We start from the raw sequence: 25,346 nt of genomic DNA on the forward strand, positions 1-25,346 counted from the left end.
TATTCGTTAACTTTAAAGGGAATAAGTATTAAAATAGGTGATGATTATTTTAGTGTGAATTGTTGTATAAGCTTTCCTAATTTTAATGCACTATCAGCATTACTATCTGAAGAAGCTAGTATTGAATCATTTTTACCGCTAACCTCAACTATACTTGAAGCTATATTAGTTGAGGATTTGGCTACTTCAGTCACAGATATTGCAACATCATCCATGCTCTTTGTGATTTGGTCTACTGTGTCTGAAATATTTTTTGAGACTTCTGCAAAGTTTCCGATTAACTCCTTAAAGGTATCTCCATCTTTTTTGTACTCGTCACTGATTGTAATTAATTTTTCATAATCTTTTAAAACATCTTTTTCGATAAACATCAATACATCTTGAGATGAACCTGCTAGCTTACCAACTGAGTTAAGTACTGCATTAATCTTTGTTTGTATTTCAGAAACTGCAACAGAAGATTGCTCCGCAAGTCTTCTTACTTCATCTGCAACCACTGCAAAGCCTTTACCAGCCTCACCGGCTCTTGCAGATTCTATTGCAGCATTTAAAGCTAATAGATTAGTTTGACTAGCTATGGCATCGATACTATTTGCTACTTCTGATATTTCATTTACCACAGCTACTTCAGCAAGTGCTTTCTCAAGATTAATCTTTGTTGAATTATATATTCTTTCTGCATTTTCTCTAGAGCTAACAGATTCTTTATTTATAGCAGTAGCTTTTTGTTGAATATTTAATGCTATATCTAAACCTTGTTGAGCTTTTTGTGCAGTAGTATTTATTTCATCTCTTACATTTGAAGTCATTGATGATACTTCTTGAACTGCAGCAGAGGATTCCTCCATACCTGCTGAAATCTCTTCTGTAGCCGCTGATATTTGTTCTATTTGTGAGCTTACTTCAGTAAATAGATTATTTGTTACTTCACTACTTTGAAGTATACTTTCGCTTTCCTCTTTTATGGAAAGCATACTTATATTTAGTTTATGCACAGCATCATTTAATGCAATAACAGTGTTTCCGATTTCATCTTTGGCTGCAACTTCCATCTGTAGATTGAAATCACCTTCAGCAAGCTTTGTTGAACCATTCATAACTTCTTTAACTTGTGTTACAATACTCTTTCTGATAATATAAGTTAAAAGTATCCCTAGTACTATACTTATAACAAGTATTATAATCATCTGACTAGAAGCAGTAGCTGTTGTTGATTGGCCTTTTTCAGCTTCAATCTGCATTGAAGTGTTTTGTAAATTAAGAATATCATCTATGCTTTTAAGCAAAGTAGCTTGTGGTGTATCAATATCTTTTAGTATTAATTCTAATTGTGCATTGGTAAGAGAAGTTTGTGTAGCTGTAGCCATAGCTTTATCGAAGGCTGAGAAGGCTGCTGCTGAATTTGTTTGGATTACTTGATAGACTTGTTTACTTTCAGCTGTACTGATAAGTGAACCTAACTCATTTTTACTATCTTCAAATATCTTTTTGTTATCATTAACTATCTTTTGCTGTTCTGTTATATAGTTAGAATCACTACTTATTGATATGTTTCTAAAACTAATTGCTATCTTGTTAATGCTACCTCTCATTTTGTAAGCCAGTTCAATTTTTTTGTTTTCAATGTTTACCAATCTAGAAACGCTTTGATTTATGGCATTCAATCTAAATATTGCTAGTGCAGAGGAAAGCATCACTAGCAATATCATTAGAGAGAAACCAATTATTAGTTTGTTTGAAAGCTTAACCTTATTGAATCTCATAACAACACTCCTTAAATATTTTATCATTAGTTTATATTAGTTTTTCGACAAAATTTGCACTGAACTTTAATGGGATTTAGAGGTGATTTTAACTTAACTAAGTAAGGATATTTTTCAATGTTATACAAAATAAGTTGAGATATTTAGTACTGAACAGTAGTTTTTTTATAATTATGTATCTGCTAGGTTATGTTTTAACAGTACCTTTTTTAAAAGTAGCGAAATAAGTTTTATATCCAGCATAGAAAGAGCTTTAAGAACATATTAATTACAGAATTTATTACTTAAAATTGTTTTAAAGAAAGGAGTGAAATTTATATGAAAAAGAAATTAATAATAACTATTATACTTATTAGCACTGCTACCATTTTAGTAAGTTGTATCCCAGGGGATGGGACTAATTCACCCTCAAACCAGGCAGGATTTTTTTCTGGAATTTGGCATGGATGGATTGCACCAATTTCACTTATAGGAGAATTCTTTAATAATAAACTTAGGGTGTATGAGGTTAATAACACGGGATTTTGGTATGACTTGGGGTTCTATGCTGCTATAATAAGTGGTTTTGGAGGTCTATCTTTAGTTAGAAAAAAAGATTCAGATAAGAAGTAACGTTAAACGTAGTTTGTGTTAAATGATAAGGATATAAGAGAATCCTTGGTTAATAATGATTTTGCTGCTGACTTTGTAAATAACCCAATGTTATAATGAGAATAAAAATATGCTATAATGATACGAAAGACTTAGGACAAGGGGTTTTTATATGAATATAGAATTAGACGTTCACACACATACAATTGCAAGTGGCCATGCGTACAGTACCATTAGAGAAATGGCTAGAGCTGCTTCTGAGAAAGGCTTAAAACTTTTGGGGATTACAGAACATGCACCTGGGATACCGGGAACTTGTGAGCAGATTTATTTTGGAAATCTTAGAGTAGTTCCAAGAGAAATGTATGGGGTAGAGCTAATGCTAGGCTCAGAAATAAATATTTTAGATTATAATGGAAGTTTGAGTTTAGAAGAGAGATATATTGACAAATTAGATGTTAGAATTGCAGGCATTCATAAGTTCTGCTATGAATATGGCACTATAGAACAGAATACCAGTGCAGTGCTAGGAGCAATTAAGCATCCTAAAATAGATATTATAAGTCACCCAGATGACGGTGATTGTCCACTTAACTATGAAGTCATAGTGCAAGCTGCAAAACAGTATAACACCTTATTAGAGCTTAATAATAATTCAATAAATCCAGAAAATCAAAGAAAAAATGCTAGGGAAAATAACATTTATATGCTTAATCTTTGCAAAAAGTACGAAGTACCTATAATACTAGGAAGTGATGCTCATTTTGATGAACATGTAGGTAAGATGAACCTTGTACTTGAAGTGCTTAATGAAGTGAGTTTTCCTGAGAAGTTAGTGATAAATAAATCGGTTGAAGAGTTCAAAAAAATGATTCGTAAGAATAGACCGTAGATATTAATAGACTGTATTATATAGATAAACCAGTTCCAAATAGAATCTTTATTTTGATAAATTCTAATATGAAGTAGTTTATTTATAGCTATTTATATAATAACAAATATAATTTTGATTGTGTTGCATATTTAAGTGTTAGGTAATGGTACAAGTTTAATATAAACATTAGATTAGAAAGGTAAAGTGCCAATGAAATTAGATAAAAAGCTATTACAATATTCTTTGTATGCTGTTGGAACTGTTATGATTATATATATCGGAATATCAATTTTAAATAACATAGTAAATATATATAATCTAGTATCGACCGGATTAAGAACAGCTTATGGGCTAGTTAAGCCACTTTTAATAGCCTTGGTAATTGCATATTTATTAAAGCCAGGGGTTGACGCTATAGAAAAATTTCTAGAAAAAAGACAGATCATTAAGAAGCCATCAGCTAGAAGAACTGTAGGAATAGTTGTAGTTTATGCTCTTATGATAGGATTATTTTTATCAATTATTATAGGAATATATATAATGGTCGGTGGAAAGCTTTCAAATAACACAACTATAGCCAATATGACATCATATTTAAATGAATACTTGAATAATACAAAGTTATCTGTAAACTACATTAGTGAGAAATTGCAAAGTTTGAATATATCAATCCCAACAGATTTAAATGAAAAGATTGCACAGGTAGTAAGTTATGTACAAACCTATGTAACTGCCAGTATAGGTGGTTTAGCAAACTTTGTGGTATCAATGGGAGGCAATATAGCAACCTTCTTTATTGCACTAATATTAAGTATTTATTTGGTTAAGGATTCTGAGTATTTTTCGGATATATGGAACAAAATATTCAATCTTTTGTTTGGAAAAAGTAAAGCAGGACACAAGCTAAGAGAAATATTTGCTATATTAGATAACACATTTAATAATTACATAAGAGGACAGCTATTAGAAGCTTCTATGGTAGGTATTTTGTCTGCAATAGTCCTTTATTTCATAGGAATAGATTATGCATTTGTCATTGGTATAATAGCTGGTATATGCAATATGATTCCATATGTAGGACCTTTAGTAGGTACTGTACTAGCAGTTGTTATGGCGTTACTTAGTGGAGAACCTATTACCGCTTTATGGGCAATAGTAGGAATGCTTGCAGTTCAGCAAGTGGATAACAATTTTCTTGCACCTAAAATAGTAGGCGATAGTGTAGGGCTTCACCCTGTATTTACAATGCTAGCAATTTTAATAGGTGGAAATGTTGGAGGGCTTATAGGTATGCTTATAGCTGTTCCAGTAGCCGCTTCATTAAAGATAATATTCTCAAAATGGTATAATGATCATATGGAGAAATCAAAAGTTTAAATGGTGTAAGGGCTTAATACAATATTGAAATATCATGAAAAATTACGGGTGAATATTATTCACCCGTAATTATGTTTTATAAGAAAAATATATTCATATAAAGATGAACTACTTCAATCCGAAATCTATTTTCAAAACTCCTCTGGGTTCTGAGAGGAGAATTTGAAAATATAAGTTTAATTATGAAGTGGTTCATCTATAGATAAACTACTTCATATTAGAACTTATCCCAGGAGTTTAATGACTGAAGTAGTTTATCAGTTCAGCGGAATAGATAATCCAGTTCTATCTAATAAAACTAAGTGATGCCTCTGTTAACGATTGATGGCAACAGGATTATCAGATATAGATTTCATTTGGAACTAGTTTATCTATATTATTCCATTCCGATGTAGGCAATACCAAATATTGATTACTAATGCAATACATGTGACTAATATGATTCCAATTGCAATAGGTAATGTTATTTTTTGAGAACGTTTGCTTATTATATAAAATATAATCGCATCATTCAATATAACAACTAATACACTTCTAATAATAAGCTCTTTCAAAATGTTCATAGTATCAACTCCGTTTTATAAAATATCATAATACTCATGTACGACATTATAGTTAATCTATACTCTAATTATATCACTAATCTTAAGAGCTTTTATATAATTATACAAATATCAGCCTTCTTTAAAATCTATTATTTTGTATAGGCAGGTGTAGCATTTCGTTGAACCATCAACTTTATTGCTTTTACTTCATTCATAATTTTACTTGTATAGGAATTCTCAAGTGTTTATCATAGACCTTTATGTGATTCAGTAAAAAACAAAACTTATTCGCCAAAAAGTTTTCTTATATGCATTTGGAAGGGGGATGTGTAAAAAACTCAGGAAGGTCCCTTCGGCAACCCCTATATGAGGATAATTGTAAAATAAGTATATTTTAAGTAACAAAAAATATATATAAAAAATATATTGGTAACACTTGACATTAACCAAATCCATTGTGTATAGTAAATTACATAAGATATATCTTTATTACTTAACCGATTAAGTTAAAAAACTTAGTGAAGGAGGGGGAGAAAAAGAGGGAAAAATTTTTTCTTTATCGTGAAAACGGTTGCGCAGAAAATTTATATTTTTGGAGGGGAAAAATGAGAAAAGCTACTAGATTATTAAGAAACAAGTTTATACCTTTCTTACTTTCATTAGCATTAATATTACCTATTTATGTTACTCAAAATACTAATCCATTAATAGTTAAGGCAGCAAGTGCATACACAGGAGATGCATCAGTATCAAATAAGGTTGATTTTTCAACAGATGTTATATATCAGATTGTTACTGATCGTTTTTCTGATGGTAATACTGCGAACAATCCTACAGGAGCTCTATACGATTCAACCAAAACTCAGCTAAAAAAATACTTTGGTGGTGACTGGCAAGGTGTTATCAACAAGATAAATGATGGATATTTATCAAACATGGGTATCACAGCTATTTGGGTATCACAACCAGTTGAAAATATATATTCAGTATTCACTGATGGAAGTACTTCTTACCATGGTTACTGGGCAAGAGACTTTAAGAATACTAATCCTTACTTTGGAAACTTCACAGATTTTCAAAATATGGTCAATGCAGCACATGCAAAAAATATAAAAGTTGTAATAGACTTTGCACCAAATCATACTTCTCCAGCAGACCAAACAAATACAAGCTATGCAGAAAACGGAAAGCTATATGATAATGGTACTCTAATTGGTTCATATTCAAATGACCCAACTGGAATGTTCCATCATAATGGAGGAACTGATTTTTCAAGCTATGAAGATGGTATTTACAAGAATTTATACGATTTAGCAGACTTAGAACATCAAAACAATACTGTAGATTCTTATATGAAGTCAGCTATAAAGAAGTGGCTTGATTTAGGAATAGATGGTATCAGAATGGATGCTGTAAAGCATATGGCTATGGGATGGCAAAAGAACTTCATGGATACTGTTTATGGATACAAACCTGTATTTACTTTTGGTGAATGGTTCTTAGGAACTAACGAAGTAGATCCAAACAATCACTATTTTGCAAACAATAGTGGGATGAGCTTATTAGACTTTAGATTCTCACAAAAAGTAAGACAAGTATTTAGAGATGGTACAGATACTATGTATGGGCTTGATTCAATGGTGTCAGGCACTCAAACAGCATATGAAGATGTAAATGATCAAGTTACTTTTATAGATAATCACGATATGGACAGATTTACAAAGGCTGGTGCTAGTACTAGAACAACAGATTTAGCACTTGTATATACTTTAACTTCAAGAGGTGTACCTGCTATATATTATGGAACTGAACAATATATGACTGGTAATGGTGACCCTAACAACAGAGCTATGATGACTGGTTTCAACAATGCAACTAATGCATATCAAATAGTGCAAAAGTTAGCACCGTTAAGAAAGACAAACCCAGCGATAGCTTATGGAAATACAACACAAAAGTGGATCAACAACGATGTATATGTATATGAAAGAAAGTTTGGTAATAGTGTAGCAGTAATAGCTGTTAACAAGAACCTAACTACAAGTGCAAATATAAGTGGCCTTGTAACATCACTTCCAGCTGGAACATACAGTGATGTACTTGGAGGATTAACTTCAGGTAATGGAATAACAGTAGGAACTGGTGGGGCAGTAAATACCTTTACTTTAGCTGCTGGAGGAGCTGCTGTATGGCAATACACTGCAACTTCTAATGCACCTACTATAGGACATGTTGGTCAGCCAATGGCAAGACCAGGCGAAACTGTAGTAATAGATGGTAGAGGTTTTGGCTCAACTACAGGAACTGTAACTTTTGGAACAACAGCAGCAACAGTAGTATCATGGAGTGATAGCGAAGTTAAAGCTGTAGTACCAAACGTAGCAGCTGGTAAAGTAAATGTTTCATTAAAGACATCCGGTGGAACTGCTAGTAATACCTATGCAAACTATGACGTTTTAACAGGGCCTCAGGTTTTGGTAAGATTTGTTGTAAACAATGCAAGTACTGCACTTGGAGAAAATGTGTACCTAACAGGTAATGTAGCAGAGCTTGGAAACTGGGATGCAAATAAAGCAATAGGCTCAATGTTTAACCAAGTAGTATACAAATATCCTTCTTGGTACTATGATGTAAGTGTTCCAGCAGGAACTACAATACAGTTCAAGTATTTGAAGAAAAATGGTTCAACTGTAACTTGGGAAGGCGGATCAAATCATACTTATACTGTTCCTTCTAATGCTACAGGGATAGTAACAGTTAACTGGCAGCCATAATATTTGATATTTTAAGGGAGCTAATGCAAAGGACATTTGTCTTTTGTTATTAGCTCCTTTTTGTTAAAATTTAATATATAAAATATCTATTAGAGATTACAAAGTTCATGAATATTCAAATTTAAGCTTTGATAAAATGATTAATTGTAATTAAAGCAAATTAATTATAATTCCTAAGATGGATTTAAAAAATATGAACACTACTATTACAAAGGATGTGAATCAATGAAGCAAGTTACTATGAGAGATGTAGCTAAGGCGGCAGGTGTATCTGTTGCAACAGTTTCTTACGTTATAAATAATAATGAAAAAGAATCTATACCAGAGGACACAAGAATAAAAGTAATAAACGCAATAGAACAGTTAGGATATGTTCCAAATCTCACTGCCAGATCATTAACTAGAAACAAATCAGGGCTCATAGGCGTTTTTATAATGAGTAGTGACTTAGAACATGCACCATGGAGACTAGAAAGTCAATCTCAGTTCATAAGTGAGCTAGTTAAAACGTTGTATGATTTCAATTACCATGTGATTATAGAGTATCTAGGAGACTCAAAAAAAGACTTAAATATAATCCGTGAAAGAGCCCTAGATGCAGTTTTTTTAGTAGATATAAATGCAGAAGAAGTCTATGATACTGCAAGCATGTTTAAGGTACCCATAATAATTGTAGATAACTTTATTGAAGATACTATATTTCATAAAGTTTTAATAAACTATAAATCGGCAATCGATGAAGGGATAAAACTATTACAATGTAAGGAACCGTATATAGTTGTGGATTCAGAAAATAGTAAATCAATTATCGAAAGATTGTATAAGGATGATAAGGATTTTAAAGAAAATATATACGTAGTAAGACACATAGACAGCTTTTATAAGTTTTTAAAGGATAACCAGCAGAGAAAGTTTATTTTATTTAATGAGTTTTTAGCAGTATTAGCTAAGGAACATATAGAAACCAAAAATGCTGTTGCCATTTGTGCATCAGGAAATGATTATCTACTAGAGGCTTACAAAAACAAAATATATTTTGATAATAGAAGAAAAGCCAAAATATCAGTGGATATAATACTAGATTATATAAATAAAAAGTATCATGAGAATAAGTTTACTTTTATAGATCCAGAGAAGAGATAAAATCATTTTAATGTTAAAGTTTTATTAGATTTACCACATAAAGAATTTATGCTACTAGCAAGGGGGCTAGTAGCATAAAAGAAGAGTAGCGCGTAATTTAAGCAAACCGGTATGTATTTGCAGGGGAAAATGTGTGTTAAATAAATAAAATAGGGTGTATTAATGTTAATATTTGTATTTATGTATTTATTATATTAATTTATGTACAATCTAGCTAGGGTGATTTTTTTAGATTAAGGGGTAAAATTTTGGGTTGTATATAAATATGTATCCGAAAGATTTTATATAGTTACATGATGACATATCACTTAATTTCAACAGCTGAATTAGCAGCGCCTAGGATAAATATCATAATTAAAAGTTTTTAATATAAAGATACAGGTCAACATCCAAAATCTATCATAAAGTAAGTTTTTGTTTATAAATTTTTAAAAAATATATAAAAAATGAAAGCTTTACATAGAAAATATTGTTATAATATGATTAATTGGGTAATTATGAATTAAGTAAGTTTGTTAAAATTATTTTTTTTGTTAAATTATCTCTATATAAACTTTAATTATTATGAGTTAATTGAAGGGGAGGCCAATTGAATACTTCTATACAATACCAGAATAGATAAATTAATAGAAAAATTGACAAGTAAATATAATAATCCTTTGTCGAATATAGATATAGATATAGATTTAAAGAACATAGGATCTTAGGAATAAATATATGAGTGTAGGTGATAAGATGATCAAGACAGCGAAGTATATTGATAACAGTACCACGGATTTTAGTATTAAGAATGAGGTAATAAAAAGTTTACTATTAATAATCTTAAGTATTTGCATTTCACAAAAACTCATAGAAGCGGACTACATGTTTTACCACAGTATAGTTATGTTTATAGGTATAATAATATGTTTTGCCATCTACTTTTTTGCCAGTAATACCTATAAGTTAAGCAACAATAATTTTTTTATGCTTTTAGGTATGGGATTCTTGACAGTTGGTACCATTGATATACTTCATACGGTGGCTTATTTCAATGTAGGAATATTTGGCCTGAATTCAGCCAATTTATCTTCTTCCCTTTGGATTTCAGCTAGGTACATTAGTAGTATAACTATTTTGATATCAAGTATATTTATAAATAAAGGTATTAAAAAAATTAATATCAATGTATTCAGGTTCATATACATAATTGCTTTAGCAACAATTATATTAAGCATATATGTTTTTAAAATCTTTCCAGTAAGCTATATAGAAGGTATAGGAAATACATTATTCAATCAAGTCAGCAGAGTAATAATAATTATAGTTCTTTTTATCAGCGGCATAATACTATATAAGGCTTTTAATAGAGAGAATAAAGAACTGATTTTTTTTATGGAATTATATATTATTTTTGCAATAATAAATAAAATAATTCTTATTTTATTTGATTACACTCTCGGTATTGAAAATACCAGTGCTTTTGTTTTTAGGACAATCTCTTTTTATATGTTATACAAAGGTGTGGTTCAGTGCGGTCTTAAACAACCTTTTAATAAAGTCGCTGGAGCATTAATGGAGACTAAAGATAGACTTGAGCAGGAAAGTGATCTTAGGATTATGTTTGAAGAGGCTATGGTAAATAATGAAGAGTGTTATAGAATTCTGATTGAGAAATCAAGTGATGCTATAGTTATCCACTCAGATTATAAGCATGTATTTGCAAATGAAACCGCAGCAAAAATGCTTGGTTTTTCTAAAGCAAAAGATCTCTTGAAGGTTGATTTTTCTAAATTTATTGAAGAAGAAAACTTTTATGAAAGCATGGAGATATATAATGAAATACTTGCAAAGAAAACAAATGGTGAAACATATGATACAACTCTTATAACTATAGATGGAAGACAAATTTCTGTTAAAATTCAAGGGACTTATATTATATACAGAGGAAAGCCTTCTGTCCTTGTAGTTTTTAAAGATTTAAGTACTGAAAAGGAAGTAGAGAAGTTATCAGCTGATATAGAGGAAAAAGGAAAAATGCTTGAAGATACAATATTTCTTAATAAGCGTATAACAGAGCATTTTGCAAATGTTTCTCATGAGCTTAGAACTCCTTTAAATGTAATACTCGGAGCAATTCAAATATTAGCATTATATGATTCTCGTGATTCGATGGTAAATTCTATAGATAAAATACAAGCATATTACAAAACCATGAAGCAGAATTGCTACAGACTTCTGAGGCTAGTCAACAATTTAATTGATCTATCAAAGATTGACTCAGGTTTTTTCGAGCTCAAAAGGAGAAATGGAAATATAGTAGATGTTATAGAAGGTATCACAATGTCAATAGTAAGTTACTGTGAGACTAAAAATATAACTCTTATTTTTGATACTGAAGTAGAAGAAAAGTATATGGCTTTTGATCACGATAAAATAGAAAGAATTATGCTTAACTTGCTTTCAAATGCCATTAAGTTCACAAACGAAGGCGGCACAATTTTTGTATACATTGAAGATGTTGGAAAAGAGATAAGTATAATTGTGAAAGATAGTGGAGTTGGAATAGATGAGAAGCAGCAGGAACTTATATTTGAAAGATATAGACAAGCTGATAATATTATGTTAAATGTGGCTCAAGGGACTGGAATAGGATTGTCTTTAGTGAAAGCTCTGGTTGAACTTCATAAAGGATTAATACATGTGAAAAGTAAACTAGGGGAAGGCACTGAGTTTTATATTACCTTGCCTGTAGAAATACTAGATACTTCACAAGAAGAACATAAAGAGACGGAAGTTAGATCTAATGTAGAGAGAATAAGTATCGAGTTTTCTGATATATATTCTTAGAGTTTAAATGGTTGTTGTTGTTAAAGTGCTATAGTAAAATTAAAAAAGTGATCTTGGATATATATGCATTTAAGGCTTCTCCTTAGAAATTAGGAGAAGCCTTAAGTTTTTTATCTGTTTAGAGGAATAGATACCCCAGTTCTAATCTGCAAAATTTAGTTGCTGATTCTATTAACTCTGAATGAAAACTAAATTAATCATCTAGATCTTATTTGGAACTGGTCTATAGGCTTCCATTACGAAAGCCTAAATTATGAATGTTCGAAAATAGATTTCGGATTGAAGTGGTTCATCTTTATATGAAAACACATGGTAAAAATTGTAGAATAATAAACGTGGCTATGGTAATATATGTAATATACTATGGTGAACTTAAAGGGGAATTATATTGAAAAAGGCTTCAAAGGGCTGGTATGTCACTGAAGATAATGCGGATGATAAGTAGATTTTATAAGGTGAAAATATAAGGTGAAAATATAAGTAAAAGGGAGAGGTTTTATGTATAGGTATACATATGTAGAGGCAAAAACCGAAGGGCTGTTTGGAGATGCCAATCATAAAGAATTAATTAATGAATACAGTTCAAAGGGATGGAGATTTGTAACTGCAATACCTACAAAATTTGATGGTCATGGATTAGTGAAAAGGTTTGACCTAGTTTTTGAGAAGGAAGAATAGTTGGCTTTAAAAGATAATATTTAGGGAATTGAGGGGAGTTTTATGGCATTAATTATTATGTCTATAATAAGTGGAGCTATAGCCTTTTTTATTGGAGGGGCGATATTTAATGGAGAGCCAGTAATGACTTGCATTTTTACATTTGTATTTTTCATGGCACCTGGTTTATATACTTTAGAGAGAATTTATCTAAAGTTGGATGAGAAAGAATAGTGTCATAGGAAAGTTGTTGAGCATATAAGTACCAATAAAATTACTGTCTTACAGAAAAAAGGTGTTATAAAGGTTCGCTTTTGCGGGCCTTTTACTATATAGAAAATTATTCTAAAATAAGTCGCTCTTTTATAACAGAACCATGCCCTTGTCATTTAGCAGAAGCGGGTGAATGTATACTGTGCTCTCAGCTACATGGAAAGTGTTTTTGTGATTGCCTCAACTGGAAGGGTGTTTGCATATATCAGGAATTTAACAACAATGGAAAAGCAGCTAAGAAAGGGAGAGAGACTTTTAGATGTAAGGTAAAAGAAGTAGAGCATCTAGAAGGCGATGTATTACTTATTAGGTTCATTGCCCCACACAAGCTTGCCTTAGATTTAGTTCATCCTGGTAGTTATGTTTTTATTAGAACAGATGAAAATTTCTATTTTGATGTTCCGATATCTATTATGGAGTCAGATATAGAAAGTGATGTAGTATCTATAATGATTGAAATAAGGGGAATTAAAACAAAAAAACTACTTGATATAAAGATAGATGATGAAATGGTCATAAGGGGGCCATATTGGAATGGAGTTTTTGGCCTAAAGTCTATAAATGAGTTAAAGGATAACAAAGCTCTTGTTATTGCAAGAGGAATAGGTATGGCACCATCGATACCAGTAATAAGAAAACTTTCAAACAACAAAAATACTTTGAAAGTAGTGATAGACAAGTCTCCCTATAAAGATGTGTATGTGAATGAATATCTAAAACAATATTCTGAAGGCTATGAAGAGATTAATACCATTGATAAAGGTAAACTTACAGATGAAATCAAAAAGCTTATTCTAAATGAAATTGCAAATGGTGTTACTCTTATTCATGTAGCTGGTGCAGATATTCTAAGCTTTAAGGTTATTGAGTTCTTAAACAGCATTGATAAGAGAGATGTTAAGGTGTCATGCTGCAACAATGCAAAAATGTGTTGTGGTGAAGGGGTTTGCGGTAGTTGTACTGCTAGATTCCAGGGACACAGAGTTAAGAGATTATGTAAGGTACAGACAGATCCAAGGAATATTTTTGAGGGGAGAAGATTTATATGAAGATAGTAGTAATAGGTGGAGGTTGGGCAGGTTGTGCAGCTGCGATTACTGCTAAAAAGGCTGGAGCAGAAGTTCATATTTTTGAAAAAACAGATCTTCTACTTGGACTAGGCAATGTTGGCGGAATCATGAGAAACAACGGAAGGTATACTGCCTCTGAAGAACTTATAGCTTTAGGAGCAGGAGATTTGATCCATATAACAGATAGAGTAAGCAGACACAGGAATATTGATTTCCCGGGACATAAACATGCAAGTCTCTATGATGTAAACAAAATAGAAGGGGAAGTCTTAAATTATCTAAAAGAACTTGATATCAATGTTCATACAGTTGCAAGAGTAACTGATATAAGTATGGAAGGCAAAAAGATAACAGGAATTTACTTAGCTGATGGAAGCTATGTTGAAGGGGATGTATTTATAGAAACCACAGGGTCTACTGGGCCAATGGGCAACTGTTTAAGATATGGTAATGGATGCTCTATGTGTATCCTAAGATGTCCAGCCTTTGGACCAAGAATCAGTATAAGTGAAAGAGCAGGAGTTTCTGATATTCAAGGTGAAAGAAACGGCGATGAGCTTGGAGCTTTCAGTGGTTCTTGTAAGTTAGCTAAAGAAAGTTTGTCAAAAGAAATAGTAGAGCAGCTTGATGAAACAGGTGTTGTAATATTACAAGTACCAGAAGAAGATATAAACTACGGAAAGTTAGAAGCAAAGGTTTGTCAGCAATACGCTCTAAAAGAATTTGCAGAAAATATAATCCTATTAGATACAGGACATGCAAAACTAATGACATCTTACTATCCATTAGAGAAACTAAGAAAGATAAAAGGACTTGAAGGTGCAAAATACGTTGATCCATATGCAGGAAGTAAAGGAAACTCAATAAGATATCTATCAGTGGCACCAAGAACAGATGACATGAAGGTTATAGGAGTAGATAACTTATTCTGCGCTGGAGAGAAAGCTGGACTTTTTGTCGGTCATACCGAGGCCATAAGTACTGGATCACTTGCAGGACACAATGCAGTAAGATTTGCACTAGGAATGCCAGCCTTAGTACTTCCACGTGCAGTAGCTATAGGTGATATGATAAGCTATGCTAACGAAAAATCAGTGACAAGAGAAGGAAGAAAAGGCAGATTCACTTTTGCAGGATCAGACTACTTTAAGAGAATGCAGGCAGAAGGCCTTTACACTATAGACAAAGAAGAAATAGCAAGAAGAATTGAGAAGTTAAATCTTACAGATGTATTTGGAATGAAGCTTGTGTAATTTATATATTCCACTTAAACAGATGTATCACTTCAATCCAAAAAACATTTTCAAAACTCCTCTGGGTTCTGAGAGAAGGCTTTGAAAATATAAATTGAATAATGAAGTGGTACATTTATAAAGAAAGATAAAAAAGATAAAAATATGAAATACAGTAGAAAGGACGAAATAAGTTAGAGACATATTGATTAGTATCTTGATTACCATAGCAGATTTTTAAAAGTTAAAATGAGATTCGAAAAAATCCTACAAATAAAATGATGTATGAAGGAGCTTAGCTGGGGTGTTTACGGCTGGGCTCTTTATTTTTGGCAATTACATTAAAATGCTTTCAAAGTTGAATTTTGATCTACTTATACGAGGAATGGCATCTCAATAAGAGGTGCTTTTTACTTTAAGTTCAGATAGTTGATAAACGAAGTAATAAACACAATTTGTAAAATGAAAGAAAAACTTAAGAAAAATGATAACTAAAATGAAAGAATTAACCATTACACTTATATATGGAAACTATATTATGAAAATGGATGGTGGGGTAATGAAAAGTATAGGTTTATATTTAGTAGTAATTGTTTTATTTTTTTCAATCGTTGGTGGAGTTTTTGTGCTTGCAAGAACTCCCTGGTACAGTAATCAATCAGGAGGAATGGGGATAAGCAGTGGGGACACCGTAGTAAAACATGAGTTTAAGCTAACTAAAAATAAATCCAATATTACATTTATGGTAAAAGGTGAGCTATCTCAAGGAAAGGTTAATGTTAGACTTTTAGATTCAAAAAATGGAGTTGTTTTTGATGAGGAGATAACTGACACTAATAGAAAAGAATTTAAAGCCGCACTTAAAGGTGTTAAAGGAACTTGGAAGATGGAGGTTGTAAATAAAGGGGCTGAAGGAAATATAAGTTATTCGATGGACGAGAGGTAACTATGTATATAAAATAATTAGAGGAGACTTGAAAGAGTTGTTAGACTTTCAAGTTTTTTTATTTGGCTATGAAGATTACGAGATTATTTAGGAGTATATAGTAGTTCCTATAGATTTAATGTGCACTAGATTTAAATAATTAGTGTTAAATTTTACTTAATATGTAATATATAAGGGGAATTATAGAATGTTATTCCTTCATATGGTTTTGTTGTAAAATTATAATATAATATGTACAAATTTTAAAGGGGGGAAAATAGATGAAGAAAAGTAAAATTTGTTGTTAACGCAAAAAAATTAGAATAATAGGATTTTCGAGTAACTCTTCTGGTGATATATCCCTTGATAGTGTCTACATAGATAATGTTAAAGTTGGTAGTCTTGCTGATTACTATACTTATGGCAAACAAAATTGTCTAGCGTTCGAATATACTTTTAGTACTTCAGGAGTTCATTATGTTAAGATATCTAATCCGTCAGGAATAATAAGTACATCATTTGATGCAATCGATATTAATTCAAGTGGACAATTACTAGATATAAATACTTTACCATCAAGAATGAACATTGAGCTAGATAAATTATTTTGCCACACAAGATGGTGTTATTTATAGAGATATTTAATTGAGAACTAGTAATATGTGTAACAATTTTACAAATGTAGTGATGAATTAGAAATTAGTTTAGCTAATATTATTTTAAAATATACTAAATATAGCATTAATAGTATAAGAATATATTAAATAAGCAGGGAGTAACTTAAATTAAACAGATAGTATACAATATTACATTTATGGATTATAATGTAATAGGAGTATATAAATCTGTAAAAGTTTACAAGCTGGAGGAGGAATGCTTAAAACAGATCATGCTAAAGCATTTGGTACAGATGAAATTGCTCATGATTATAATAGTGTAATACTTGCAAGTAATGGATTTGGGAAGTTAGGGTATATAGTTGAATCTCCTTTCACTTCAGATGGAGATATGAGGTCTACAATATTAAATTACTTAAATGGAAGTACAAGTTATGGATTTTATATAGATTGTCATGGAAGTCCACATGATCTAACTGATAACAAGACTTGGACAATAAATACTTATGACATAAGTGGAAATTTCCATTTGGTGTTTCTTGATGCTTGCGAAACAGCTGCGAATACAGATTGGGCTAACGCATTTAATTGCAATCGACCAAGTAGAGCGTTTCTTGGATGGAAATATACAGTTGGAGCTGATGCTGCTTATGAGTTCAGTCAACATTTTTGGCCAAATGTTGGAAGTAAATCGCTTTATAATGTAGCATTAGATGCTGCGGCAGCATCATCTGGAAAGACTCCTATCATATTAATTGGAGATAAAAGTTGGTATGGAAAGGCTTATTAGTTAATAATTATAGTTGGATGCTCGATAAAATGTTATTTGTAAAGGAATGTTGACAATGAAAAAATTTTATTTATATATAATTTTATTATTACCGATTGTATTATTACTTAGTAGTTGTACGTATAAAAAAAGCACTTCATCAAATCAATCTAATAATTCAAATGCAGAACAGATAAAGATGACTAAGTTCAGTGCACCTAAAGAAATAATTTATTATAATAATGGCCAGAAAACGGTTATTAATAAGGAAGATGAAAAATTTAATGGTATGGTTAGTGCAACTGAAAAAATGATTGAGGGAATTAAAGATCAGTATGGAAGTACGTTTCCAATAGGGGATTTAAAAAACAAAGGAAAGCTACTAGAATATGATTATAGTGAAAAACAAGTGCTAGAATACACTACTTCGAAGGGAACTAAGAGAACTATTACTTATACAAAACTTTATTTTGATGTAAATAAAGGGGATAGTATAAGCAATTTAATGGCGTTTGAAGGAGAAGGATATGGACCAGTTGGTCCTTTAGGATCAAATGATGAATTATTAAAGCTATTAAATAAGTAATCAACAAAGAATAAATAATAAAACTTATATAGAGATTTGTATAATACCTTTAAAGCAAATAGTTAATATAAAATAAAAAAGTCCCGGGATGGGACTTTTTTATTTTATCTCAGAATGTCAAATCTTTAATATCATCAAGATCAGTTAAATCCTTTCCAGTATTGTCTTCTATAAATTCGATAAGTTCTTTTCTGGGTATTTTCATACTTCCGAGTTTTAAACCTTTTAATAATCCCTTTTTTAGAAGTAAATAAACTGAGTTCTTATTGATTTTCAATATAGTTGCCACTTCAGAGACAGTATAAAGTAGAGGTTCTGAACTGCTATTCATTTAAATTTAATCCTTTTCTATTTATGTAATATAGTTATTATAGAAAAAACATACAAAGAATATACAAATATATGTTATACATTAAGGAAAAATTTTACATTAAGAGAATATAACATATATACTAAAGGTAAGAAGGTGAGTATATATGGTTAAAAATAGATTGAAAGAAATACGTATGAAAGAGCTTAGCTAGAGAGTTGATGGCTAAGCTCTTTTTTGTGTGGAATTATATTAAAATGTTTTTAAAGCTGATATTTGATTTGTTTATAATTGGAATTGAATCTCAATTTTTGTAATACTAACTGGTACAGCAGTCAATCAGGGACACTCGGGATGGTTAATGGTTCTGGTGGTGCAAAACATGAGTTTAAAGTAAATAAGAATGATTCCAATATTGAGTTTAAAGTAAAAGGAGAATTATCACAGGGAAAGGTAAATGTTAGGCTTTTAAACTCAGATAATGTAGTAGTTTTTGAGAAAGAGATAACTGACTCTAATAGAAAAGAAATTGTATCAGCATTTAAAGGTTTATCAGGAACTTGGAAGATGGAAATATTAAATATAGGTGGTGAAGGAAATATAAATTATACTATGGTAGAGAGATAAGTTGCTGTGTAAAAAAGAAGAGTACTACTTAACTACGAACTTAGAGAAAACTCTAGGTTCTTTTATTTTATGTATGTGGTTTTATAAGAAAACTAAGAAATATATGATCTTTGAAAATCCAATATGTAAAATAGATGCCTTTAGCCATACCAATAAATACGATATCTAAATTTTCATTTTGCAACATGTATATGTAGCTCAAGTTTTTATTAAATAAATTTTCGTTTAATGCTATAATAATGTTAATACAAGATAATAATTTAACTAAAGATAAAAATAATGAGGTAAATACATATGAAAATCTATTATGAGAGAGAAAGATCTCTTCATGAAAGAGCTAATATGATTAGTTCAGCGGAAGAAAAAGGGAAAAAAGATAAAGCAATAGAAATAGCTACAAACATGATAAACATGAAAATTCCAGTGAATCAAATAATTTTAGCAACAGGACTAACTGAGGAAGAAGTTAACAGAATAAAGTAATTTGATTTTTATATAGGATAGACTTTGGGTGAATGTTTTCTAGAAAACAGTTAACTTGAAGCTATCTTATTTTTTTATAAAAGTACAATGAAAACCTGAATTTGAAATAATGACTAGTTGTAAAATGGAATTGAGAAAATAAATAATATGAGTCCAGCTAGAATTGTTGGCTGGACTCATGTTAATTTAAGAATTGTGCTATTTGTTTTTAATGAAAGCATATATTCACATCCTTTTAACTGTTTTTAGACTAATTGGCGTTAATCTAAATTTGATAAAAATATTAAAAGACTGTATGTTCCTTAAGGAAAGGTTATAGACGAAGCTCATTTATATCTTTTCTACTCTTGAATTTCTTGTTTATCTTTTTAGCTTGGCTAACGCCATAGTTTAGTGCATCTACAATACTTTCTAGTGCTTCTTTTGATATTGGCTCACCAGAAAGAGTAAGGTCATCATCTTCCATCAAAATATATTTAATTTTATTAAGTAATGTTTCAACGTCTTTTTCATCATGTTGAATCACTAAAGAATCTTCTGAATCATTGAGTTCATAATAGCCAGCTAGAGTCATCACAAAGTCATAGGGAACATCGTAAGCTTTGCTTATAAGCTTCAATGTTTCAGGAGTTGGCTTAACTGGAAGACCATTTCTTGGATCGACTCCTTTTTCAAGCGTACTTAAATATGAATGACTTATGCCGATAAGTTTAGCAGCATCTCTAAGGCTAAGGTTAAGCTCGCTTCTTCTAAGTTTTAGCATTCCATTTAAATTTCCCATAAAATAAACACCTCAATATAATTGTAAGGCTAAGATTATGAAATTGGAAGTTATTTTCAAAAAAATGTTCTACGTGCTTGACAGACATGTAATATTAGATTTACAATAAGTGGAAAGGAAGTGTAATACATGAAGAACAGAATAAAAATATTAAGAAAAGAAAGTAATATTACACAGGATGAGCTTGCCCAAAAGTTAGGCATAGCAAGACCAACATTATCAAATATAGAAAGAGGGGTGAACATTCCTAAAGGTGAATTGATTTTAAAGATAGCCAGCTATTTTGAAAAGCCTGTAGAGCAGATTTTTTTTGATTAATGTGTAATACATGGTTGACAAAAATAGATATTTTATTAAATCAGCTGATTATGGTAAATATTCATGATGCATGTAGGGTAAAGCAGCAGAACATAAGATAAGTAAAAGGGGATATTTCTAGAAGCATATAAGAAGAGTAAAAAGGTGTACAAGCCTTTACAAAAAACGCCATATCATAAAAAGTAAATACTTCTGCAATATATGATATGCAGTTAATTTAAAAAATATGATAGGAGGAGGGTTATGGACTTACAAGTTATTGAAAATAATGGACAAAGAGTGCTGACAACTCAGCAATTAGCAGATAGTTATGAAACCAGTAGTAAAAGAATATCGGAAAATTATAACTGCAATAAAGATAGGTATATTGAAGGAAAGCATTATTACTATCTTCAAGGAGAAGAGCTTAATAGATTTTTGCAGTACGGAAATTACGGAGTGCAAAATTCTAGCAAGGTGAGAGGCCTTTATCTTTGGACAGAAAAAGGAGCACTGCTTCATGCAAAGAGTTTAAATACGGATAAAGCCTGGCAAGTATATGACTATCTAATAGACTATTACTTTAATGTAAAAAAACAAATAGCTGTAAACGCAGATGATGAATTTAAAGCAATATCCTTGATACATTCAGAGTTTGGTGAGCTTATCAATGCAACTTTAAGTATAAAGGACAGAGTTGATAGCTTAGAACAGAATATGACAATTGATTATGGACAGCAGCTTGTGTTGCAAGAGATTGCTAAGTCTACAGCTTTACGGGTTTTAGGAGGAAAGGACAGCTATGCATATAAACAAAAGAATATAAAGAATAGCTTATTTTCAGCGATTTGGAAAGATTATAAGCAATATTTTGAGATAAACTCCTACAGGAATACCCCTGCAAAAGAATTTGAAAAAGCAAAGGAATACTTAAGCCAATGGAAAGCTCAAGGAAGGCTTCTAAGAGACATTGATATGGCCAAGGGTAGTTGCTTGATTAAGGAGATACTATGAAAAGGAAATGGAAGAAATAAAAATACCCTTTTGGCGAGGGTATCTTATTCTTCAGAAGTTTATATTTGAGATAATGATTTGAACAAGTATGCGTAGAAATCTTCAATACTTAATTCAAATAAAAGAATAAGAATTGAAGAAATATATCGCCTGCCAGAATTTCTTCACGTATGTTCAGAAAAGGCAGATGCGCAAAAAAATTCACTGAAGAAAGGCACTTCAGCAAATTTTTTTAAAATAAGGATTTTGATAAGAGCTCTGGCAAGCTCTTATCCTTACTATATCACATTTAATTATGGTATAGATAGACCAGTTATAGAAGCTTTATTTTCACTGATTTTATTCTGAAGTAGTTTATCAATATATAAGAGGTGTTTTATGAATATAAGGGTGCTTCAAGCATATTTAAAAAGCTGTAAGCTGATGAATATTGACCCAACCATTATAGGACTTAAAAGTTATAAAAAGTTAAGATATTAGAATTTTTGAGAGGTGTATTTATATGTCATATAGATTAATTTATGAAGAATTTTGGACAGATCCAAGGACAATGGAGGAAATGTCTCCTGAAGATAAGTTTTTTTACCTATATCTTTTAACAAATCCTTCAACTACAAGTATAGGAATTTATGTTATAACAAAAAAGAAAATGGCCTTTGAGCTTGGATATAGTATTGAAACTGTAGAAAGTCTCATGGAACGGTTTATTAACCATCATAAGGTTATAAGATATAATAAGTCCACTAGAGAGCTAGCCATTAAAAATTGGGGAAAATACAATCTGTCTAGAGGAGGTAAGCCTGTAATAGATTGTATAACAAAAGAATTGAAGCAAGTTAAGGACAAGTCTCTTATAGCCTATATTGCTGAGAATATACAAAATAAACCAATGAAAGATTTATTTTTAAACTTTTGCGACGTGTCTACGAATCGTGAAGAGGGTAATGATGGAGTCGTTATACGTAAGGCCTCCAATACAGAGAGAGATACAGATACAAAAAACTATACAAATACACCTACAGATACAGAGAAAGAGAAGTATACAGAAGATAATATCGGAGCATTAAAGTATAACAATCAAATCCAAAACACAGAAAACCTAAGTACAGAGATATGCCAAAGTAGCAATCAAAGTACCGTTAATAATCAATCTTCTGAAGCTGAAAGAAACAATACTATAGCACAAAATACAGTATTATCTAAGGCTAGGGATAACCAAATTGAATCAAATCCATATTTCAAAGGGAATCCTCAGTCTCTTGAGGCACAGCCTGATGAAGTACTTAACCTATCTAAGTATTTTGAAGTAGCAACAGGGGTTCAGTGTACAGCTCATTTAGCTACACTAAAAATGTCCATATCTCAACATGGCTCTGAATATGTAAAGCTAGCAATGGATAAGGCTATAGAACTAGGAAAGCCTAACATGAGTTATATTAATGGCATCTTAAAAAACTGGTCGAAGGAAGGATACCCTAAGGAATCGGAAAATAATAAAAGTGCTAAAGGATATGGCAGTAGTGGAAAACTAAGATTTACTGATTATGAACAGAGGATTTATGACTATGATGATTTGGAGCAGAAATTGCTTTATGGAATTGGTAAAGAAGGAGGAGAGGATAATGACTAGGTTTGAGGAGTATCAGCTCTTATATTACCAAAAGGAATTAGAGAATAAGCAGAAAATGATTGAAGAATTGGTCTTTGAAAATATGATGCTGACTAGGGCTAATGTGAAGCTTGGTATGGAGAATAGTAGGTTAAGAGCTAAGGTGTGTTCTAGAGATTTTAGTAGGAATGGAATCGTCTGTATATCTGAATTATTGTGATATACAAATAGGTAAGGGGGATTTAATAATTTTATTTTTTTCTGCGGTCATTCCCTCCTTTGAATCAGAATCAATATTGAGAAAAGAACCTCTATCTAAACTGTTAGCAAGATTGAGGTTCTTTTAGGTTAACTATGCAGTCTGTGAAACTTCTAATTAAAGATCAAACTTAGTAGTCTGTCTCTGAGTAATTTGAGCTCCATACTTTGAAACTAAAGAAGCACCTTTATTTTCAAATACATCCTTAGCTATGATGGTGTCCATAAGACTATTTACTTCATCTTTGGTTACACCAGCTTTAGCACCTGATATGGTTAGGTTTGACTTGTCCCCAGCAGAATTGACGAAGGTTAAGGTTAAAGTATATTCCATGATTTTTCTCCTTTCTTTCTATTAGATTTGGTGGTTAAAAGTTCTACTATGCATTTACTATTTTTGATGCTTCGTTTAGGTAGTAGTCTCTGGTGTCAGCACTTAAAACATTTTTGATTGCATCAGCTACAGCGTATACATTTTCAGGTGCTGCTGATTTCTTAACTCCTGAGAAACTCTTCTTTCTGTAGATCTTTGCACCTAACTTATCTGTGCCACTTTCAACTTCTATTGCAAATGAAGTTGAGTCTAAAACTTTGTTTACTGCCATAATGTTTTCCTCCTTTTAAAGTTTAGTTGTAAAGCCAAAAGCTTTAAGTTTTTGCCTTTCACTTAATATATATGCCTTAGTGAAAAATTTTTGGGAAATTATAATATTTTTTTTCTTTAGAGTGGTTATATTTTTTAAATTAGGTTTTTAAGCGCTTTTATTTTCATCTGAATAATCGATAACCACCCCGAGTTTAGTTGAGATTATAGTATTGAGTTTATTGATTGAAGCTGTTAATCCAATAATTTGTTTCTCAAGCCTTATAAGTAGGTATGCACTTATAGCAACTGGAAATCCCGTGTTGGCAATTACGTTTACTAAATCAGTAACCTCCATATTTAAATCACCACCTTTCATAAGGTATATATGCCGCTAAGTAAAAATTAAAGGAAATTACCACCTTCTTTGAAAATATAGTCATGATATTTTCTTACGGCTGCATCAATTACAGTGCTGAGATAAGCGTTAGGATCAGGATGGGCTGCTTTAATTTCATTTAGAAGTCTTGCAGTAGATACTCTAAACTTAAAACTACGAGTTATTGTGAAAGCTTCTCCATCAATAGGAGGGGTTATGCCATAAGGCTGAGACTTAAGAGTTCTATTATCGATAAGAGAGTTTTTACGATTAGACTTTGGGGTAATGTTTTTATCCTGGTTGTTATTTGTGATATTAAGCTCAATTTTATTATTTGATTTGTCCTCACTTATCGAAGAAGGCTCTTCATTAATTAGTGAAGTAGAAGCTTCTTCACAAAAACTAAAGGTAGCAACAGGAGTACCTACTATCTCAGTCTCTATAAAGCCATTCATGTCCATCTCTTCTTCATAAGCCAAATCATCCTTATCTATAGTGAAAGCTTTTGATTTTCTTTTAGCCATTTGTATGTCCTCCAAATTTCTTTCTATATGATGTACCACTTCATAATAATATTGTTGAATTATATTTTATTTGTATCTGTTCTATAAATACTTGAAACTATAGATAAACCTGTTCTAAGTAAAATATATATTTGATAATCCTATTACTATTAATAGTTAACAGAAATATCGCTTAGTTTCATTAGATAGGACTGGATTATCTATTCCGCTGAACTGATAAACTACTTCAGTCATTAAACTCCTAGAATAAATTCTAATATGAAGTAGTTTATCTATAATCTATCTATAAATTCTTATATGCCTTAGCTGTATAAATTTAAGGGGGAAAATTAGCTTAAAATAGTGAATAAATAGCGCAAGCCCGCATGGATACTATATATTTATATAATTTTTTAATTTTATAAATAATTAATTTTATATTTATATAAACAAATAATTTTTTGATTAAATAATTAT

At 31.1% G+C, this 25,346-nt stretch carries 26 protein-coding genes; 19 read left to right on the plus strand and 7 right to left on the minus strand.

The annotated features are described in order from the left end of the window. Positions 1 to 44: 44 nt before the first annotated feature. Positions 45 to 1,763 (minus strand): methyl-accepting chemotaxis protein, encoded by a 1,719-nt coding sequence (locus tag OCU55_RS04240; RefSeq protein WP_261851055.1) that lies wholly within the window; start codon positions 1,761 to 1,763, stop codon positions 45 to 47. A 318-nt stretch (positions 1,764 to 2,081) separates the two neighbouring features. On the opposite strand from OCU55_RS04240, the gene OCU55_RS04245 reads away from it, so the two are divergent. The 13 genes from OCU55_RS04245 to OCU55_RS04305 all read left to right on the plus strand — a co-directional run bounded on the left by OCU55_RS04245 (position 2,082) and on the right by OCU55_RS04305 (position 18,025). Continuing rightward, positions 2,082 to 2,375, plus strand: coding sequence for a hypothetical protein (locus OCU55_RS04245; protein WP_261851056.1), 294 nt, complete (start codon positions 2,082 to 2,084; stop codon positions 2,373 to 2,375). 151 nt (positions 2,376 to 2,526) lie between these two features. Then, complete coding sequence (locus tag OCU55_RS04250) at positions 2,527 to 3,246, plus strand: phosphatase (protein ID WP_261851057.1); 720 nt, start codon at positions 2,527 to 2,529, stop codon at positions 3,244 to 3,246. A gap of 186 nt (positions 3,247 to 3,432) precedes the next feature. Next, positions 3,433 to 4,605 (plus strand): AI-2E family transporter, encoded by a 1,173-nt coding sequence (locus OCU55_RS04255; protein ID WP_427847025.1) that lies wholly within the window; start codon positions 3,433 to 3,435, stop codon positions 4,603 to 4,605. 1,150 nt (positions 4,606 to 5,755) lie between these two features. Continuing rightward, positions 5,756 to 7,924 carry an alpha-amylase family glycosyl hydrolase gene (locus OCU55_RS04260; protein WP_261851059.1) on the plus strand — a complete coding sequence of 723 codons (2,169 nt, stop codon included), beginning with the start codon at positions 5,756 to 5,758 and terminating at the stop codon, positions 7,922 to 7,924. A 225-nt stretch (positions 7,925 to 8,149) separates the two neighbouring features. Next, the gene (locus OCU55_RS04265; protein WP_261851060.1) at positions 8,150 to 9,067 is read left to right on the plus strand and encodes a LacI family DNA-binding transcriptional regulator; all 918 of its coding nucleotides are present in this window, start codon (positions 8,150 to 8,152) and stop codon (positions 9,065 to 9,067) included. 717 nt (positions 9,068 to 9,784) lie between these two features. Beyond that, on the plus strand, positions 9,785 to 11,896 hold the full coding sequence (locus OCU55_RS04270; protein WP_261851061.1) for a sensor histidine kinase: 2,112 nt from the start codon (positions 9,785 to 9,787) through the stop codon (positions 11,894 to 11,896). 498 nt (positions 11,897 to 12,394) lie between these two features. Further along, a complete protein-coding gene (locus OCU55_RS04275) occupies positions 12,395 to 12,574 on the plus strand; it encodes a DUF4177 domain-containing protein (RefSeq protein ID WP_261851062.1) in 180 nt (59 codons plus the stop codon). A gap of 42 nt (positions 12,575 to 12,616) precedes the next feature. Next, on the plus strand, positions 12,617 to 12,787 hold the full coding sequence (locus OCU55_RS04280) for a hypothetical protein (RefSeq protein WP_261851063.1): 171 nt from the start codon (positions 12,617 to 12,619) through the stop codon (positions 12,785 to 12,787). An 80-nt stretch (positions 12,788 to 12,867) separates the two neighbouring features. Continuing rightward, positions 12,868 to 13,875 (plus strand): sulfide/dihydroorotate dehydrogenase-like FAD/NAD-binding protein, encoded by a 1,008-nt coding sequence (locus tag OCU55_RS04285; RefSeq protein ID WP_261851064.1) that lies wholly within the window; start codon positions 12,868 to 12,870, stop codon positions 13,873 to 13,875. After that, complete coding sequence (locus OCU55_RS04290) at positions 13,872 to 15,149, plus strand: FAD-dependent oxidoreductase (protein ID WP_261851065.1); 1,278 nt, start codon at positions 13,872 to 13,874, stop codon at positions 15,147 to 15,149. Before OCU55_RS04285 ends, OCU55_RS04290 begins: the two co-directional genes overlap by 4 nt. Positions 15,150 to 15,666: 517 nt before the next feature. Further along, positions 15,667 to 16,074: a hypothetical protein gene (locus OCU55_RS04295; protein WP_261851066.1), complete on the plus strand. Its 408-nt coding sequence runs from the start codon at positions 15,667 to 15,669 to the stop codon at positions 16,072 to 16,074. 852 nt (positions 16,075 to 16,926) lie between these two features. Beyond that, positions 16,927 to 17,460: a hypothetical protein gene (locus OCU55_RS04300; RefSeq protein ID WP_261851067.1), complete on the plus strand. Its 534-nt coding sequence runs from the start codon at positions 16,927 to 16,929 to the stop codon at positions 17,458 to 17,460. A 55-nt stretch (positions 17,461 to 17,515) separates the two neighbouring features. Then, positions 17,516 to 18,025, plus strand: coding sequence for a hypothetical protein (locus tag OCU55_RS04305; protein WP_261851068.1), 510 nt, complete (start codon positions 17,516 to 17,518; stop codon positions 18,023 to 18,025). Between the two features lie 109 nt (positions 18,026 to 18,134). Here OCU55_RS04305 and OCU55_RS04310 read toward each other — a convergent pair whose 3' ends face one another. After that, positions 18,135 to 18,356 (minus strand): helix-turn-helix domain-containing protein, encoded by a 222-nt coding sequence (locus tag OCU55_RS04310; RefSeq protein ID WP_261851069.1) that lies wholly within the window; start codon positions 18,354 to 18,356, stop codon positions 18,135 to 18,137. A gap of 333 nt (positions 18,357 to 18,689) precedes the next feature. Between OCU55_RS04310 and OCU55_RS04315 the strand changes: the two genes are divergently transcribed. After that, the gene (locus tag OCU55_RS04315; protein WP_261851070.1) at positions 18,690 to 18,962 is read left to right on the plus strand and encodes a hypothetical protein; all 273 of its coding nucleotides are present in this window, start codon (positions 18,690 to 18,692) and stop codon (positions 18,960 to 18,962) included. A 294-nt stretch (positions 18,963 to 19,256) separates the two neighbouring features. Next, positions 19,257 to 19,445: a hypothetical protein gene (locus tag OCU55_RS04320; RefSeq protein WP_261851071.1), complete on the plus strand. Its 189-nt coding sequence runs from the start codon at positions 19,257 to 19,259 to the stop codon at positions 19,443 to 19,445. Between the two features lie 313 nt (positions 19,446 to 19,758). Here OCU55_RS04320 and OCU55_RS04325 read toward each other — a convergent pair whose 3' ends face one another. Continuing rightward, positions 19,759 to 20,226 carry a helix-turn-helix domain-containing protein gene (locus OCU55_RS04325; protein WP_261851072.1) on the minus strand — a complete coding sequence of 156 codons (468 nt, stop codon included), beginning with the start codon at positions 20,224 to 20,226 and terminating at the stop codon, positions 19,759 to 19,761. Positions 20,227 to 20,355: 129 nt separating this feature from the next. Between OCU55_RS04325 and OCU55_RS04330 the strand changes: the two genes are divergently transcribed. The 4 genes from OCU55_RS04330 (at position 20,356) to OCU55_RS04345 (ending at position 23,366) form a co-directional block, all read left to right on the plus strand. Beyond that, positions 20,356 to 20,544 (plus strand): helix-turn-helix transcriptional regulator, encoded by a 189-nt coding sequence (locus OCU55_RS04330; protein ID WP_261851073.1) that lies wholly within the window; start codon positions 20,356 to 20,358, stop codon positions 20,542 to 20,544. A gap of 243 nt (positions 20,545 to 20,787) precedes the next feature. Next, positions 20,788 to 21,537, plus strand: coding sequence for an ORF6C domain-containing protein (locus tag OCU55_RS04335; protein ID WP_261851074.1), 750 nt, complete (start codon positions 20,788 to 20,790; stop codon positions 21,535 to 21,537). A 502-nt stretch (positions 21,538 to 22,039) separates the two neighbouring features. After that, positions 22,040 to 23,167 (plus strand): DnaD domain protein, encoded by a 1,128-nt coding sequence (locus OCU55_RS04340; protein ID WP_261851075.1) that lies wholly within the window; start codon positions 22,040 to 22,042, stop codon positions 23,165 to 23,167. Beyond that, positions 23,160 to 23,366, plus strand: a complete 207-nt coding sequence (locus tag OCU55_RS04345) for a hypothetical protein (RefSeq protein ID WP_261851076.1) — start codon at positions 23,160 to 23,162, stop codon at positions 23,364 to 23,366. Before OCU55_RS04340 ends, OCU55_RS04345 begins: the two co-directional genes overlap by 8 nt. Before the next feature lie 156 nt (positions 23,367 to 23,522). On the opposite strand, the gene OCU55_RS04350 is transcribed toward OCU55_RS04345, so the two are convergent. From OCU55_RS04350 to OCU55_RS04365, 4 genes are all read right to left on the minus strand, one after another. Beyond that, positions 23,523 to 23,738: a DUF2922 domain-containing protein gene (locus tag OCU55_RS04350; RefSeq protein WP_261851077.1), complete on the minus strand. Its 216-nt coding sequence runs from the start codon at positions 23,736 to 23,738 to the stop codon at positions 23,523 to 23,525. Positions 23,739 to 23,784: 46 nt separating this feature from the next. Continuing rightward, positions 23,785 to 24,009: a DUF1659 domain-containing protein gene (locus OCU55_RS04355; RefSeq protein WP_261851078.1), complete on the minus strand. Its 225-nt coding sequence runs from the start codon at positions 24,007 to 24,009 to the stop codon at positions 23,785 to 23,787. A 147-nt stretch (positions 24,010 to 24,156) separates the two neighbouring features. Beyond that, positions 24,157 to 24,345, minus strand: a complete 189-nt coding sequence (locus tag OCU55_RS04360; RefSeq protein ID WP_261851079.1) for a YvrJ family protein — start codon at positions 24,343 to 24,345, stop codon at positions 24,157 to 24,159. Between the two features lie 47 nt (positions 24,346 to 24,392). Further along, entirely contained in the window at positions 24,393 to 24,890 is a 498-nt protein-coding gene (locus OCU55_RS04365; protein WP_261851080.1) for a hypothetical protein, read from the minus strand. Positions 24,891 to 25,346 lie beyond the last annotated feature (456 nt).

Source organism: Clostridium folliculivorans, assembly GCF_024341905.1.
Lineage (GTDB): Bacteria > Bacillota > Clostridia > Clostridiales > Clostridiaceae > Clostridium_AR > Clostridium_AR folliculivorans.

Excerpts from the sequence above, each read along its gene's own strand:
- OCU55_RS04245 (WP_261851056.1), top strand. The coding sequence starts at position 2,082 with ATGAAAAAGAAATTAATAATAACTATTATACTTATTAGCACTGCTACC.
- OCU55_RS04335 (WP_261851074.1), top strand. The coding sequence starts at position 20,788 with ATGGACTTACAAGTTATTGAAAATAATGGACAAAGAGTGCTGACAACT.
- OCU55_RS04250 (WP_261851057.1), top strand. The coding sequence starts at position 2,527 with ATGAATATAGAATTAGACGTTCACACACATACAATTGCAAGTGGCCAT.
- OCU55_RS04345 (WP_261851076.1), top strand. The coding sequence starts at position 23,160 with ATGACTAGGTTTGAGGAGTATCAGCTCTTATATTACCAAAAGGAATTA.
- OCU55_RS04270 (WP_261851061.1), top strand. The coding sequence starts at position 9,785 with ATGAGTGTAGGTGATAAGATGATCAAGACAGCGAAGTATATTGATAAC.
- OCU55_RS04340 (WP_261851075.1), top strand. The coding sequence starts at position 22,040 with ATGTCATATAGATTAATTTATGAAGAATTTTGGACAGATCCAAGGACA.
- OCU55_RS04260 (WP_261851059.1), top strand. The coding sequence starts at position 5,756 with ATGAGAAAAGCTACTAGATTATTAAGAAACAAGTTTATACCTTTCTTA.
- OCU55_RS04330 (WP_261851073.1), top strand. The coding sequence starts at position 20,356 with ATGAAGAACAGAATAAAAATATTAAGAAAAGAAAGTAATATTACACAG.
- OCU55_RS04360 (WP_261851079.1), bottom strand. The coding sequence starts at position 24,345 with ATGGAGGTTACTGATTTAGTAAACGTAATTGCCAACACGGGATTTCCA.
- OCU55_RS04290 (WP_261851065.1), top strand. The coding sequence starts at position 13,872 with ATGAAGATAGTAGTAATAGGTGGAGGTTGGGCAGGTTGTGCAGCTGCG.
- OCU55_RS04320 (WP_261851071.1), top strand. The coding sequence starts at position 19,257 with ATGAAAATCTATTATGAGAGAGAAAGATCTCTTCATGAAAGAGCTAAT.
- OCU55_RS04355 (WP_261851078.1), bottom strand. The coding sequence starts at position 24,009 with ATGGCAGTAAACAAAGTTTTAGACTCAACTTCATTTGCAATAGAAGTT.
- OCU55_RS04365 (WP_261851080.1), bottom strand. The coding sequence starts at position 24,890 with ATGGCTAAAAGAAAATCAAAAGCTTTCACTATAGATAAGGATGATTTG.
- OCU55_RS04300 (WP_261851067.1), top strand. The coding sequence starts at position 16,927 with ATGCTTAAAACAGATCATGCTAAAGCATTTGGTACAGATGAAATTGCT.
- OCU55_RS04305 (WP_261851068.1), top strand. The coding sequence starts at position 17,516 with ATGAAAAAATTTTATTTATATATAATTTTATTATTACCGATTGTATTA.
- OCU55_RS04280 (WP_261851063.1), top strand. The coding sequence starts at position 12,617 with ATGGCATTAATTATTATGTCTATAATAAGTGGAGCTATAGCCTTTTTT.
- OCU55_RS04295 (WP_261851066.1), top strand. The coding sequence starts at position 15,667 with ATGAAAATGGATGGTGGGGTAATGAAAAGTATAGGTTTATATTTAGTA.
- OCU55_RS04240 (WP_261851055.1), bottom strand. The coding sequence starts at position 1,763 with ATGAGATTCAATAAGGTTAAGCTTTCAAACAAACTAATAATTGGTTTC.
- OCU55_RS04315 (WP_261851070.1), top strand. The coding sequence starts at position 18,690 with ATGGTTAATGGTTCTGGTGGTGCAAAACATGAGTTTAAAGTAAATAAG.
- OCU55_RS04275 (WP_261851062.1), top strand. The coding sequence starts at position 12,395 with ATGTATAGGTATACATATGTAGAGGCAAAAACCGAAGGGCTGTTTGGA.
- OCU55_RS04325 (WP_261851072.1), bottom strand. The coding sequence starts at position 20,226 with ATGGGAAATTTAAATGGAATGCTAAAACTTAGAAGAAGCGAGCTTAAC.
- OCU55_RS04350 (WP_261851077.1), bottom strand. The coding sequence starts at position 23,738 with ATGGAATATACTTTAACCTTAACCTTCGTCAATTCTGCTGGGGACAAG.
- OCU55_RS04265 (WP_261851060.1), top strand. The coding sequence starts at position 8,150 with ATGAAGCAAGTTACTATGAGAGATGTAGCTAAGGCGGCAGGTGTATCT.
- OCU55_RS04310 (WP_261851069.1), bottom strand. The coding sequence starts at position 18,356 with ATGAATAGCAGTTCAGAACCTCTACTTTATACTGTCTCTGAAGTGGCA.